Origin of the sequence: Gordonia aquimaris, assembly GCF_026262595.1 — a bacterium.
GTDB lineage: Bacteria > Actinomycetota > Actinomycetes > Mycobacteriales > Mycobacteriaceae > Gordonia > Gordonia tangerina.
In genome coordinates this window covers 360972-373748 of sequence record NZ_JAPKFM010000001.1, presented here as the reverse complement: position 1 = coordinate 373748, position 12777 = coordinate 360972, and the positions used below count along the sequence as shown (strand labels likewise).

The window sequence follows — 12777 nt, the reverse complement described above, 5'->3', positions numbered from 1 at the left end:
TGAATGGATCTCTTCGAATACCAGGCGAAGGAACTTTTCGCCAAGCACGAGGTGCCCACCTCGGCCGGCCGCGTTACCGACACGGTCGCCGGGGCACGTGAGATTGCCGAGGAAATCGGCAAGCCGGTGATGGTCAAGGCCCAGGTCAAGGTCGGTGGCCGTGGCAAGGCCGGCGGCGTGAAGTACTCCAAGGACGTCGACGAAGCCGTCGCGAACGCCGAGTCGATCCTCGGCCTCGACATCAAGGGCCACGTCGTCAAGAAGCTGCTGGTCGCAGAGGCGAGTGACATCGCCGAGGAGTACTACATCTCCTTCCTGCTCGACCGCACCAACCGCACCTACCTGGCCATGTGCTCGGTGGAGGGTGGCGTCGAGATCGAGGTCACCGCCGAGGAGAACCCCGACGCCCTCGCCCGCATCCCCGTCGACGCCGTCAAGGGCGTCGACCTCGCGTTCGCGCGCAGCATCGCCGAGGCCGGCAAACTGCCCGCCGAGGTGCTCGACGCCGCAGCGGTCACCATCCAGAAGCTGTGGGAGGTCTTCATCAACGAGGACGCTCTCCTGGTCGAGGTCAACCCGCTGGTCCGCACCCCCGACGACCAGATCCTCGCTCTGGACGGCAAGGTCACCCTCGACGCCAACGCCGACTTTCGTCAGCCCGGCCACGAGGCGTTCGAGGACAAAGAGGCCACCGACCCGCTCGAGCTCAAGGCCAAGGAGAACGATCTCAACTACGTCAAGCTCGACGGCCAGGTCGGCATCATCGGCAACGGCGCGGGTCTGGTCATGTCGACCCTCGACGTCGTCGCCTATGCCGGTGAGGCTCACCAGGGTGTCAAGCCCGCCAACTTCCTCGACATCGGCGGCGGCGCCTCGGCCGAGGTGATGGCTGCGGGCCTCGACGTCATCCTGGGAGACGAGCAGGTCAAGAGCGTCTTCGTGAACGTCTTCGGCGGCATCACCGCGTGCGACGCGGTCGCCAACGGCATCGTCGGCGCACTGAACAAGCTCGGCGACGAGGCGAACAAGCCTCTGGTCGTCCGCCTGGACGGCAACAAGGTCGAAGAGGGCCGCAAGATCCTGGCCGACGCGAACCACCCGCTGGTGACGCTGGCCGAGACCATGGACTCCGGCGCCGACAAGGCCGCCGAACTGGCGAGCAAGTAGGAGCAGCAGAATGTCCATCTTTCTGAACAAAGACAACAAGGTCATCGTCCAGGGCATCACCGGCGGTGAGGGCACCAAGCACACCGCGCTGATGCTCAAGGCCGGCACCAACATCGTCGGCGGCGTCAACGCCCGCAAGGCCGGCACCACCGTCAGCCACGACGGCGGCGTGGAGCTGCCGGTGTTCGGTTCGGTGTCGGAGGCCATGAAGGAGACCGGCGCCGACACGTCGATCGCCTTCGTGCCGCCGAAGTTCGCCAAGGACGCCATCATCGAGGCCATCGACGCCGAGATCCCGCTGCTCGTGGTCATCACCGAGGGAATCCCGGTGCAGGACAGCGCCTACGCCTGGGCCTACAACCAGTCCAAGGGCAACAAGACCCGCATCATCGGACCCAACTGTCCGGGCATCATCACGCCGGGTGAATCGCTGGTCGGCATCACGCCGAACAACATCACCGGCACCGGCCCGATCGGTCTGGTGTCCAAGTCGGGCACGTTGACCTACCAGATGATGTACGAACTGCGTGACATCGGCTTCTCCACCGCCATCGGCATCGGCGGCGACCCGGTCATCGGCACCACCCACATCGACGCCATCGAGGCGTTCGAGAAGGACCCCGACACCAAAGTGATCGTCATGATCGGCGAGATCGGTGGCGATGCCGAAGAACGCGCCGCCGACTACATCAAGGCCAACGTCTCCAAGCCGGTCGTCGGCTACGTTGCCGGTTTCACCGCGCCCGAGGGCAAGACCATGGGTCACGCCGGCGCCATCGTATCGGGCAGTTCGGGCACCGCGCAGGCCAAGAAGGAGGCCCTCGAGGCCGCCGGCGTCAAGGTCGGCAAGACGCCGAGCGAGACCGCCAAGCTGGCTCGGGAGCTCTACCAGGGCCTGTGACGTAACGCTTTCGACAACGAGGTGGCCGTTGTCCCCGTCCGGTGGATGACGGCCACCTCGTTTTGTGCAGTGCACTGTCCCTGCGGGCGACTACGATTCATCCGTGGGTGAAGACAACGAGGTGCCGCGGGAGGTCGTGCTCGCCCTCGGCGCGGCGGCAGTCGGTGCTCGCGCGGTCGCGATGTCCGCCCGGCTGTCGAGGTCTGCGGTGCGTACGGCGCTTCGTCTTCCGGTCATCGGGCCTGCCGGCCGCCGCGGCCTCGATCGCCTCGAGGCCGAAGGCGAGCGCGTCGCGGAGCTGATGCCGACGGTGGTCGACCTCGGCAAGAAGCTGGTGGTCGCCGTGGTGTCCGCGATCATCGCCGAAATGGATCTGACCGGGTTGGTTCGGGACAACGTCGACCTGAACGAGGTCGCCGCAGCCCTCGATATCGAGGCGATCCTGAATCGAGTCGACCTGGATGCCGTGATCCGTGACCGCGTTGATCTGAACGGCGCCGTCGCCCTGGTGGACCTTGACGCCATCGCGGCCACGCTCGACATCGACGCCATTGCAGCGCGGATCGACATCGAAGCCATCCTCGGTCGGGTGGACATGATCGGGCTGGCCGACGAGATCATCGACGGTGTCGATCTGCCCGACATCATCCGTGAGGCGTCCACGTCGGTGACCGCGGATGTGATGACCGACGTGCGCAGCACCAGCGAGCGCGCCGACGACGCGGTCGCCAACGTGGTGGGCCGCATCCTGCGGCGGCGCGTCGTCGACGCAGCTCAGAGCAGTCACGCCGATGAGTGACACCGATCGGGTCGGACCGCTTCGGCACACGCACATGCCTGCGATCCACGACACCACCAAGAGCGCCGGCATCGTCAGTCGAGGTGTCGCTGCGACGTTGGATCTGCTGGTGGTGCTGGCGATTCTGAGTAGCGCCTATCTCGGGTACGCCATGGTGCGGTTGCTGTTCAGCATCCGCGATTTCGCGTTCCCGCAACCGAATGCGGTCTTCACCGCAACCGGCTTCATCGTCGTGTCGGTCGGCTATCTGGCGCTGTGTTGGGCGGTGTCGGGACGCACTCTCGGGTGTGTGGCGATGGGTCTGCGTGTGGTCGGGCGTAAGGGGGGACGCATGCGCCCGGTCACCGCGCTGCTGCGGGCCTTTCTATGCGTGTTCTTCGCCGTCGGATTGGCCTGGGTGGCAGTGCATCCGGAGCGGCGATCGGTGGCCGACATGGTTCTGCGCACCCGCGTGGTCTATTCGCGCTGACCGCCCGACACCTCGGCCACGGACTTCAAGGCGGCCAGCCCCTTCTCGAAATCCTTGCCGATCATCCGGTCGAACAGTCCCAGCGGTGCGGCGATGCGCGAGAACATCGAGTGCGGGCCGGTCATTGTCCACGTCACCTCGGTTTGGGCGCCCCGGGGTGCCATGGTGAACACGCTGGTGCTGGTCGATGACATGGGCTTCTCGAACGCCACCGCCACGGCCACTCGCGTGGGTTCGGTGACCTCGATGACCTCCATGGTGCCTTTGCCCGCCTTGCGGTTTCCCGACCATGCATACTTCGCACCGACTCCGCTGTCGGCGCCTGAATAGTCGCGGTGCAAATCGGGATCGAGGTCCTCCCACGGTGACCACCGTTGCCACTCATGCAGATCGACGAGGAGCGGGTAGATCCGATCTGGCAGCGCCGCGATCGTCGTGTTCCGGGTCACGGTGTACTCGCCCATGGTGTTTCTCCTGCTCGGGGGTAGGTGCATGCAGTATGACCGAGGGGGATGCGGGAGTTCATCGGTCGACGCGCCCGTAGGGTGGAATCGTGACCGACCAACGCCACGTCGATACCCGCACAGTGGTCGACCTCGTTGTCGACCGGGGCACCTGGCAGTCCTGGGACGGACCAGCCGATCCGGGGTCGGACGAATCCGACTACGGAGCCGCACGTGACCGCGCGCGGGACCGAACCGGTGTCGACGAATCGGTTGTCACCGGCTGCGGTCTGATCGGCGGACATCGCGTGGCGATGGTGATCAGCGAGTTCGGATTCCTCGGCGGGTCGATCGGTCGGGCCGCGGGACAGCGCGTGGTGGCTGCCGTCGAACGGGCGACCCGGGAACGGATTGCGGTGCTCGCGCTGCCGTCGTCGGGCGGCACCCGGATGCAGGAGGGTACCCCGGCCTTTCTGCAGATGGTGGCGATCACCGGTGCGGTCAACGCGCACAGGGCCGCCGGGCTCGCCTATCTGGTGTATCTACGTCATCCGACGACCGGAGGTGTGTTCGCCTCCTGGGGTTCGCTCGGCCACATCACGTGGGCCCAGCCGTCGGCGCTGGTGGGCTTTCTGGGCCCGCGCGTGTACGAGGGGCTCTACGGTGAGCCGTTTCCGGCCGAGGTGCAAACGTCGGAGAATCTTCTCGCACACGGACTCGTGGACGCCGTGTTCGGATTGGACAGGCTCGGCAGCCATGCGGGACGGCTACTGGCGCTGCTCGCACCCGTCGCCGTCGAGCCCGTGTCCGCGCTGCCCGACGACCCGCCGATGTCCGACGCCTGGTCTGCGGTGGTAGCCACCCGGTCGCCGGGACGGCCCGGGCTCGCCGAGGTCCTCGATCCCGACCATTCGGTGGTGCTCCGCGGTGATGCTCCGATCTGGCTGGCGCTGAGTCGATTCGGCGGTCGGACAGCGGTTGTCGTCGGGCAGGATCGGGTGCGTCAGGCGGCCGGGCAACTCATCGGGCCGGCCGATCTGCGCGTCGCTCGCCGCGGCATGGCGATGGCCGCTGATCTGCGGTTGCCGGTGGTGACGATCATCGACACCCCGGGCGCAGAGTTGTCGGTTGACGCGGAACAAGGCGGACTGTCCGGTGAGATCGCCCGTTGCACATCTGAATTGGTGCAGCTCACGGTGCCGACCGTGTCGGTGCTGCTCGGGCAGGGAGCGGGTGGGGCCGCCCTCGCGTTGTTCCCCGCGGATACGCGGATAGCCGCCGCGGACGCGTGGCTGTCGCCACTACCCCCCGAGGGTGCGAGCGTCATCGTCCACCACGACACCGTGCACGCCGCCGAGCTCGCGGATCACCAAGGCATCGCCGCTGCCGCATTGTCTGCGAACGGCACCGTCGATCGGATCGTCGACGTCACTGCCGACAGCGGTGTCCGAGCACTACGAAGCGTCGTCGCCGAAGAGCTGGCCACCCGCACGCGTCCGTCGATGCGACGGCGCACCCGCACACCCGGAGCAGACCGGTGACCCGCCGGATCGTCGGTGTCGGCGCCATCGTCTGGGACGCCGACGATCGGTTGCTGCTGGTGCAACGGCGACACCCGCCGCAGGCTGGGCGGTGGACAGTTCCGGGCGGCAAGCTGGAACCCGGAGAGACCCTATCCGCGGCCGTCACCCGCGAGGTGGCCGAGGAGACCGGCCTGCGCGTCGACGTCGGCGAGAAGGCCTGGGTGGTCGACATTCCCGCCGACGACGATGTGGTGTTCGAGGTGCACGACTTCGTCGCCGAGGTGCGTGCGGGCACGTTGCGGGCCGGCGACGACGCGGCCGATGCACGATGGGTGTCGGTGGCCGAACTCGGCGAGCTACCGCTGACCGCCGGACTGATCGAGCACCTCGAACGACATGGTTTGATGCGCACAGCCGCAACGGAGAGGACGACATGACCGACCTGCTACCCCTGAATCCCGACGAGCTGCTCACCACCACCCGGTCGGTGCGCAAACGTCTCGACCTTGCGCGGCCGGTACCGTTGGAGGTCGTCAAGGAAGCACTCGAGGTGGCGCTGCAGGCGCCGACCGGTAGCAACAGTCAGACCTGGCATTGGATCGTCTTGACCGATCCGGAGCTCAAGCAGAAGGTCGCCGACCTGTACGCGAAGTCGTTCGCCGCATACTCCGCCAACCAATCCCGCCGCGACGACACCGCTCGCCGCGTGGCGTCGAGCGCCCAGTACCTCGCCGACACCATGGCGCAGGTGCCGGTTCTGGTCATCGGCGCCATCTACAGCGGAGGAGAGCTGCCCGACGGCAACCAGGCGGGCCTGTGGGGGTCGTTGCTGCCGGGCGCGTGGAGTCTGCAGCTGGCGTTGCGTGCCCGCGGATTGGGTTCGGCGTGGACCACGTTGCACCTGGTCTACGAAAAAGAGGTCGCCGAGATCCTGGGTATACCGGCGAACATCCACCAGGGTGTGCTGCTTCCGGTCGCCTATTACACCGGCACCGACTTCAAACCGGCCGGCCGCAAGCCCCTCGAGGACATCCTGCACGTCAACGGGTGGTGAGCGGACGGTCGCGGTGAGTTCGGGCGCGGTAGAGTCCGATGTCACCATGACCACGTCCCCGTCGTCCGAGCAGCCTCCGCGTACGCGCCGAGGTCAGGCGAAGGCCGCGCGCCGCGCCGAGCTCCTCGAGGCCGCGGCCCGGCTGATGGCCGAGCGCGGTTTCGCCGGCGTCACCCTCGAGGACATCGGACGCGCCGTGGGTATCAGCGGCCCGGCCATGTATCGGCACTTCTCGTCGAAGACCGACCTGCTCGATCAGATGTTGGTGGACATCAGCCAGCGGTTGCACGACGGGGGTGCGGAGGTGGTGGGCCGCGCCGCCGAACCGGGCCAGACGCTGCGTGACCTGATCGGTTTCCACATCGACGTCTTGGTCACCAAACCGGATCTGATCACCGTGCAGGACCGAGATCTCACATCGATGACCGACTCCGCGAACCACCAGGTGCGGTCACTGCAACGTCGCTACGTCGAACAGTGGGTGGACGTGCTGCTCGCGCTCGCCGGCGAACGTGGCGTGGATCTGACCCGGGCGGAGGCGCGGGTACGAGTCCACGCGACGTTCGGGCTGCTGAACTCATCGCCGCGGTTGCCGGCATTCGGGGCCGACGATCTGCGATCGGTGCTGACGACGATGGCATGGTCGGCGTTGTTGGCGTAGCGGTCGTCTCGTGGTGTGCGTGGGCCAGGTCGGGCTTGCTGTTCGGCGAACGGCCGGGACCCTGCAACCGTCGCAATATGAGACGACAGCGCGAATCCCGTGCGGCTTCCGGATCCGAGCGCAATCGTGGGACTGCGTGCACTATTGCGCGCCTCGACCACGACGGAGGACCCCGACATGAAGGCGCTCGTGTATCACGGCCCTGGGCAGAAAGCCTGGGAAGACGTTCCGGACCCGACGGTGATCGACCCGACCGACGCCGTCGTACGCATGGAGACCACCACGATCTGTGGTACCGATCTGCACATTCTCAAAGGCGATGTCCCCGCGGTCACCGCTGGACGTGTCCTGGGCCATGAGGGCGTCGGCGTGGTCACCGAGGTCGGTCCTGACTGCAGCAAGGTCAAGGTCGGAGATCGGGTGATCATCTCGTGCGTCACCAAATGTGGGACCTGTGAGTACTGCCGTTCCGGGATGACCTCGCACTGTCAGACGGTCGGCGGGATCGGCTGGATCTTCGGCCATCTGATCGACGGAACGCAAGCCGAGTACGTCCGAGTCCCCTTTGCCGACAACGGACTCATCCCGCTTCCGGATGGCGTCTCCGCAGAACAGGGGACGATGCTCAGCGACATCCTGCCGACCGGATTCGAGATCGGTGTTCTCTACGGCGCGGTCAAGAAGGGTGATGTGGTCGCCGTGGTCGGTGTCGGACCGGTGGGTCTGGCTGCGGTAATGACGGCATCGGCCCAAGGTGCGGCCAAAGTCATCGCGGTGGACGGCAACAAGTTTCGGCTGGAACAGTCCAGGGACTTCGGAGCCACCGACACCATCGACGTCAATGCGGGAGACGACGTCGTCGCCAAGCTCAAGGAACTCAGTCGCGATGGACTCGGCGTCGACGTGTCGATCGAGGCTGTCGGGATACCGGCCACCTTCACTCTGGCGCTCGACAGCGTCCGGCCGGGCGGTCACGTGGCCAACGTCGGCGTGCACGGTGAGAGCGTCGAGTTCCCCATCGAACGTGATTGGATCAACAACCTCACCATCACTACAGGTCTGGTGAACGCCACCACCGCCCCCGAATTGCTCGAGCGGATCCAACAGGGCGAGATCCAACCGGAGAAGTTCATCACCCACCGATTCACCTTCGACGAGATCGATGCTGCCTACGAGACCTTCTCACACGCGGCCGACGAACACGCCCTGAAGGTGATCATCTCGCAGACATGATCTGACCGACGAGCTCTTCGCCCACCGCTTCTGGGCGGTGCCGTGTGTGGCTTTGCGCATCTCCTCACATGGTGCGCCGCGTCGTGGATCTCCGCCGGCCCGTGCGGGTCAGGTGCGTTCAGCAGTGGCCGGATACAGGTGATCGTCGTCGAACCGGAGCTCGTCGAGCATTCGTAGCTGCTCGGTGTCGAGGGTGCAGCCCACGGCCCGACACGCTTCATCGAGATTCGACAGTGAGCTGGTGCCGACCACGGCTCCCGCCACGCCCTGCCGCCCGAGCAACCAGGCCAAGGCGACCGACGAGGGTGTCAGGTCCCACTCATCGGCGAGGGCCGCGAACCGGCGTCCGCGCGCGATCTGGTGAGCGGTGAAACCCTCTCCACCCCAGCGCTTGTGACCGATATAGTTTCGATCGGCGGCCATCCGGCCGCCGAGCAACCCGCCGGCCATCGGCGAGTACGCGAGTATCGGAATGCCGAATGCTTGTGCCGCGGCGGTGACACCGGTGTCCTCCGCCTCTCGCTCGGCCAGGCTGTACCGGACCTGATGAGCGGCCGGAGGTCGTGCACCGATCTCCCGCGCAGTGCGAACCACGCGCTCGGTCTGTGCAGCCGAGAAGTTCGAGATCCCCCACGCGCCGATCTTGCCCGCGGTGATGAGGTCATCGAACGCCGACACCGTCTCCTCCAGCGGGGTACGCAGGTCCGGCAGGTGGGCGTAGTAGAGGTCGATCCGGTCGGTGCGCAGTCGGCGGAGGCTGGAATCGAGTTGTTCGACAATGTGCTCGCGGGTCAACAGCCCGACGAACGGCCCATCGGCTCGCGCAGCGCCGAGAGGTTCACCGACCTTGGACGCCACATACACCTCGTCGCGTATCCCGCTGATCGCGGGGCCGAGGAGCTCTTCGGACGACTGACGCATCGTGTGCGGGGCAATCGACGGTTGGTCGTACTCGGGCTGGTTGCCGTAAGAGTTCGCGGTATCGAAGAAGTTGATGCCGCGCTCGAGGGCACCGTGCACCAGGGTGGGCACATCGTCGGCCACGGGAGCCACGCCGAACGTGGCGGTACCGAGGACGATCCTCGACGCGGTGTCGAAAAGTGTTGGCATGGGGCACTCTCGCTTTCGCAGGTCGGATAGCCGCTGCCAGGGTGAGTGTGGCGGCTGTTGCCGGCAGGTCCGGAGCGCATCCGGGTGCGATGCTACGAGGCGACGGTGGCGGGGTACATACCCACGATGGGGTATCTGTGGGGATACCCCATCGTGGCGATGGCGGGCCGATGTCCGGCGCTGATGAACTGATTCGATGCCCAGTTCTCGCCGTGGTGCCCCCAATGTGATCAGTCGTTACGCACGTGACGGCACCGGGAGAGGAACTGCGGGACAGAGTGGGGCGCACCCGCTGATCGTCTTCCTGCTGTGCTGCTGTGGGATGCTGGCGTCCTTTCTGGCCACCGCACTCGTCCCGGCCGCCGGTTCTTTGGGCGACTACCTCGGGGTCAGCGCGACCAGCGGATCCTGGGCGCTGACCGCAACCTTCCTCGCGGCCGCAGCAAGTACGCCGATCGCCGGTCGGGCAGCCGATATCGCCGGCGAGCGTCGTGTGCTCACCGCGTTGGTCGCCGTCATTGCTGTGGGTTCGATCTTCTGCGCTTTCGCCGACCATTTGGTTCCGATGGTGGTCGGCCGAGCCCTGCAGGGATGCGGGGCAGGGGTCATCCCGGTCGGGATGAGTATCATTCGCCGCCTGCTCGGACCGAGTCGCGCCGCGGTCGGTGCGTCCACCATGTCCATCGCGGTCGGTCTCGGTGGTGGTGCCGGGCTTCCGCTGGCGGCCTGGACCATTCAGGACCTCGGTATCCCGGCGCTGTTCTGGACCGCGGCGGGAGCTGCGCTGACACTCACCGCGGCCGTGGCCATGGCGGTTCCCCCCGATGTCGAACGCTCGGGGGAACCCTTTGACGCGTTCGGAGCCGTCGGCATGGTCGTGCTGATGCTCTGTGTCCTCATCCCGGTCGCGCAGGGGGCGAGATGGGGGTGGACCTCCCCGCTGGTGCTGGGCCTACTCGGTGCGGGTGCCGTCGTGACAGCGCTCTGGCTTCTGTTCGAGCTGCGTCATCGGTGTCCGCTCGTCGACATCCGCGCCGTGGCCTCGCCCGCGATCGCGGCGGCCAACACGGCGTCGGGTCTGGTCGGCTTGGTGTACATGATGGCCACGTTGTCGGCATCGCAGCTTCTGCAGACCCCGCCCGTGCCGCCATTCGCCGGCATGGGCCAGTCGATCCTGGTTGCCGGAGTCCTGCTCACCCCGGGCGGGTTGTCGATGCTCGTGAGCACCCCACTGGCGGCCCGGCTCGTTCGCGCGATAGGTGCCCCGCTCACACTGGCGGTGGGGACGTCTATCGTCGTACTCGGCTATCTCTTCCTGCTCTTCTGGCACGGTGCGCCGTGGCAGATCTCGGTCGGTGTCACGGTTGTGTCCGCCGGTGTGGGCATGGCCATGACGGCGACACCGGTGATGATCTCGGCGTCGACGCCATCCGCCCGCATGGCGGCCGGCCAAGCTCTCAACGTGGTGGCGCGCTTTGCCGGCACCGCGGTGGCCTCAGCGCTCGTCGTCGCGGTCCTCGAAGCATTCGGTTCCAGTGGGGCGGCCCTCGATGTCGGCTACCGCACACTTTTTGTGATCGGAGTCGTCATCGCTGCCGGAACCTGTGTTCTCGCGGTCTGTAGTCGCCGATGGGCGGGCGATGTCATCGGTTCGTAACAGGGCGCTCAAGACGACACACGCGCGTAACGAAAATGCAGTCACCACCACACAGATGTGTCTGATTCTGCGCCGCCTGACGCAAATGAGGTAGTCGAAAGTTTCACCGCAGAGCGGTATTCCGGTCCCGTGTCGATCTTGTTTGACTCGTGTTCATGACCAGCCCACAGCCGATCGAGATGGACCAGCCCGTACTGCGTCTTGATGGAATCGCCAAGAGCTTCGGCAATGCCGTTGCGCTGGAGAACGTCTCATTGTCGTTCCGGCACGGAACGGTGACCGCACTGACCGGGGAGAACGGATCGGGAAAGTCGACCATAGCCAAGATCGTCGGAGGGCTTCTCGCCCCTGATGCCGGTCAGGTGATCATCGACGGCGTGGTGCGCCGGCTCAACGACCCGAACGCCGCACGACGCCAGGGCATCGCCTTGATCAGCCAGGAGCTGACACTGGCAGCCGATCTGACTGTCGCCGAGAACATCTTCATGGGACGGCTGCCGTCGCATGCCTCGTCGGTGGTCTCCTGGCGACGGATGCGCGCCGATGCGATGACGGTCCTGGAATCGTGTGGGATCGAAGTCGACCCGCGTGCACGGGTCGCGGACCTGCCGATCGAGACGCAGCAACAGGTCGAGATCGCGCGTGCCCTGTCGACAGACCCGGCTGTCCTCATCCTGGACGAGGCGACGAGTTCGCTCTCGGAGAAGGCCGCCGAGAGGCTCCTCGAACTCGTTCGGCTGCAGCGTGCCGCGGGGACGACGGTCATCATGATCACCCACCGCATGAACGAGATCTTCCGGGTCGCCGACACTGCAGCTGTGCTCCGGGATGGTCGCATCGTCGCCGAACTCGACGTCGCGACGACAACCGAAGACGAGATAGTGCGTCAGATGGTTGGCCGTGAGCTCGGCGACTACTACGGAACATCCACTCACACAGTCGACTCGGACGACATCGTGTTGAGGGCGGCGGCGCTTGCGGTCGCCGAGCGGGATCTGCATCCGATCGACATCGCCGTGGCGCGAGGCGAGATCCTCGGTATCGCCGGACTCGCGGGCTCGGGCAAGGAGATCGTGGGCCACGCCCTCGGGGGCGCGGTGGCGGCCGCGGGCGACGTCAGCGTATCCGGCGTTCCGGTGGCCAGTGGCCGGCCCGACCGGGTGCTCGCGGGCGGTATCGGCTTCGTGCCGGAGGATCGCAAGGCGATGGGGTTGCTGCTCAACAGATCCGTCGCGGAGAACTTTGCGCTCGCCTGGCGTTCGAAGGTCTTCCGTAGTGGTCTGCGACGCTCCGCGGTGGAGAGTCGGATGGTGTCAGATGCCGTGGCGCGCTTCAGCGTGCGGACCGCGTCGACGCAGTTGCCGGTAGGGCAGCTGTCCGGCGGTAACCAGCAGAAGATCATCATCGGCCGGCTCTTCGAGCTCGCCCTGCCTGTCTACGTCATGAGTGAGCCGACCCGTGGCATCGACGTGGGTGCCCGCAGCGCCATCTACGGAATGCTGCGTGAGCAGGCGGCGAGAGGTGCTGCCATCGTGCTCATCTCGTCGGAACTGAACGAGCTGTGCGGCATGTGTGACCGGGTGCTCACCATGCACCAGGGACGGGCTGTGGCGGAGTTCGCGCGTGACGAGATCACCGAGGACAACATCAACACCGCGATGGTGACCGGTCGTTCGTCCGTGGCCACCTGAGTGGCCCCGCCCGAATTGCCGACCGCCCGAGTCGCCGATCGTCCGGGGCCGTAACTCCGCAGATCAACC

At 66.3% G+C, this 12777-nt stretch carries 13 protein-coding genes; 11 read left to right on the top strand and 2 right to left on the bottom strand.

The annotated features are described in order from the left end of the window. Positions 1–3 precede the first annotated feature (3 nt). The 4 genes from sucC to OSB52_RS01700 all read left to right on the top strand — a co-directional run bounded on the left by sucC (position 4) and on the right by OSB52_RS01700 (position 3336). Positions 4–1167, top strand: a complete 1164-nt coding sequence (sucC, locus tag OSB52_RS01715; protein ID WP_266059843.1) for an ADP-forming succinate--CoA ligase subunit beta — start codon at positions 4–6, stop codon at positions 1165–1167. Positions 1168–1177: 10 nt separating this feature from the next. After that, a complete protein-coding gene (gene sucD, locus OSB52_RS01710) occupies positions 1178–2068 on the top strand; it encodes a succinate--CoA ligase subunit alpha (RefSeq protein ID WP_235724758.1) in 891 nt (296 codons plus the stop codon). A 103-nt stretch (positions 2069–2171) separates the two neighbouring features. After that, positions 2172–2867 carry a hypothetical protein gene (locus OSB52_RS01705; RefSeq protein ID WP_266059841.1) on the top strand — a complete coding sequence of 232 codons (696 nt, stop codon included), beginning with the start codon at positions 2172–2174 and terminating at the stop codon, positions 2865–2867. Continuing rightward, a complete protein-coding gene (locus tag OSB52_RS01700; RefSeq protein ID WP_235724755.1) occupies positions 2860–3336 on the top strand; it encodes an RDD family protein in 477 nt (158 codons plus the stop codon). The genes OSB52_RS01705 and OSB52_RS01700 overlap by 8 nt, the downstream gene beginning before the upstream one ends. Here OSB52_RS01700 and OSB52_RS01695 read toward each other — a convergent pair. Next, positions 3324–3800 (bottom strand): SRPBCC family protein, encoded by a 477-nt coding sequence (locus OSB52_RS01695; RefSeq protein ID WP_235724754.1) that lies wholly within the window; start codon positions 3798–3800, stop codon positions 3324–3326. The two genes, OSB52_RS01700 and OSB52_RS01695, sit on opposite strands and share 13 nt — an antisense overlap. An 89-nt stretch (positions 3801–3889) precedes the next feature. Here OSB52_RS01695 and OSB52_RS01690 point away from each other — a divergent pair, with 89 nt between their 5' ends. The 5 genes from OSB52_RS01690 (at position 3890) to OSB52_RS01670 (ending at position 8250) form a co-directional block, all read left to right on the top strand. Next, positions 3890–5320 carry a carboxyl transferase domain-containing protein gene (locus tag OSB52_RS01690; protein ID WP_266059838.1) on the top strand — a complete coding sequence of 477 codons (1431 nt, stop codon included), beginning with the start codon at positions 3890–3892 and terminating at the stop codon, positions 5318–5320. Next, positions 5317–5739, top strand: a complete 423-nt coding sequence (locus OSB52_RS01685) for an NUDIX hydrolase (RefSeq protein WP_266059836.1) — start codon at positions 5317–5319, stop codon at positions 5737–5739. Before OSB52_RS01690 ends, OSB52_RS01685 begins: the two co-directional genes overlap by 4 nt. Continuing rightward, positions 5736–6356: a nitroreductase family protein gene (locus OSB52_RS01680; RefSeq protein ID WP_266059835.1), complete on the top strand. Its 621-nt coding sequence runs from the start codon at positions 5736–5738 to the stop codon at positions 6354–6356. Before OSB52_RS01685 ends, OSB52_RS01680 begins: the two co-directional genes overlap by 4 nt. Before the next feature lie 46 nt (positions 6357–6402). Then, entirely contained in the window at positions 6403–7017 is a 615-nt protein-coding gene (locus tag OSB52_RS01675; RefSeq protein WP_266059833.1) for a TetR/AcrR family transcriptional regulator, read from the top strand. A gap of 177 nt (positions 7018–7194) precedes the next feature. After that, on the top strand, positions 7195–8250 hold the full coding sequence (locus tag OSB52_RS01670; RefSeq protein WP_266059832.1) for an alcohol dehydrogenase catalytic domain-containing protein: 1056 nt from the start codon (positions 7195–7197) through the stop codon (positions 8248–8250). 108 nt (positions 8251–8358) lie between these two features. On the opposite strand, the gene OSB52_RS01665 is transcribed toward OSB52_RS01670, so the two are convergent. Beyond that, a complete protein-coding gene (locus OSB52_RS01665) occupies positions 8359–9360 on the bottom strand; it encodes an aldo/keto reductase (protein ID WP_266059831.1) in 1002 nt (333 codons plus the stop codon). A 196-nt stretch (positions 9361–9556) separates the two neighbouring features. Here OSB52_RS01665 and OSB52_RS01660 point away from each other — a divergent pair, with 196 nt between their 5' ends. Both OSB52_RS01660 and OSB52_RS01655 read left to right on the top strand, forming a co-directional pair. After that, the gene (locus OSB52_RS01660; RefSeq protein WP_266059830.1) at positions 9557–11017 is read left to right on the top strand and encodes an MFS transporter; all 1461 of its coding nucleotides are present in this window, start codon (positions 9557–9559) and stop codon (positions 11015–11017) included. 155 nt (positions 11018–11172) lie between these two features. Next, positions 11173–12708 (top strand): sugar ABC transporter ATP-binding protein, encoded by a 1536-nt coding sequence (locus OSB52_RS01655; RefSeq protein ID WP_266059828.1) that lies wholly within the window; start codon positions 11173–11175, stop codon positions 12706–12708. The last annotated feature ends 69 nt before the right edge of the window (positions 12709–12777 follow it).

Coding starts and splice junctions, on each gene's coding strand:
- OSB52_RS01665 (WP_266059831.1), bottom strand. CDS start 9,360: ATGCCAACACTTTTCGACACCGCGTCGAGGATCGTCCTCGGTACCGCC.
- OSB52_RS01660 (WP_266059830.1), top strand. CDS start 9,557: ATGCCCAGTTCTCGCCGTGGTGCCCCCAATGTGATCAGTCGTTACGCA.
- OSB52_RS01675 (WP_266059833.1), top strand. CDS start 6,403: ATGACCACGTCCCCGTCGTCCGAGCAGCCTCCGCGTACGCGCCGAGGT.
- sucD (WP_235724758.1), top strand. CDS start 1,178: ATGTCCATCTTTCTGAACAAAGACAACAAGGTCATCGTCCAGGGCATC.
- sucC (WP_266059843.1), top strand. CDS start 4: ATGGATCTCTTCGAATACCAGGCGAAGGAACTTTTCGCCAAGCACGAG.
- OSB52_RS01680 (WP_266059835.1), top strand. CDS start 5,736: ATGACCGACCTGCTACCCCTGAATCCCGACGAGCTGCTCACCACCACC.
- OSB52_RS01670 (WP_266059832.1), top strand. CDS start 7,195: ATGAAGGCGCTCGTGTATCACGGCCCTGGGCAGAAAGCCTGGGAAGAC.
- OSB52_RS01700 (WP_235724755.1), top strand. CDS start 2,860: ATGAGTGACACCGATCGGGTCGGACCGCTTCGGCACACGCACATGCCT.
- OSB52_RS01695 (WP_235724754.1), bottom strand. CDS start 3,800: ATGGGCGAGTACACCGTGACCCGGAACACGACGATCGCGGCGCTGCCA.
- OSB52_RS01655 (WP_266059828.1), top strand. CDS start 11,173: ATGACCAGCCCACAGCCGATCGAGATGGACCAGCCCGTACTGCGTCTT.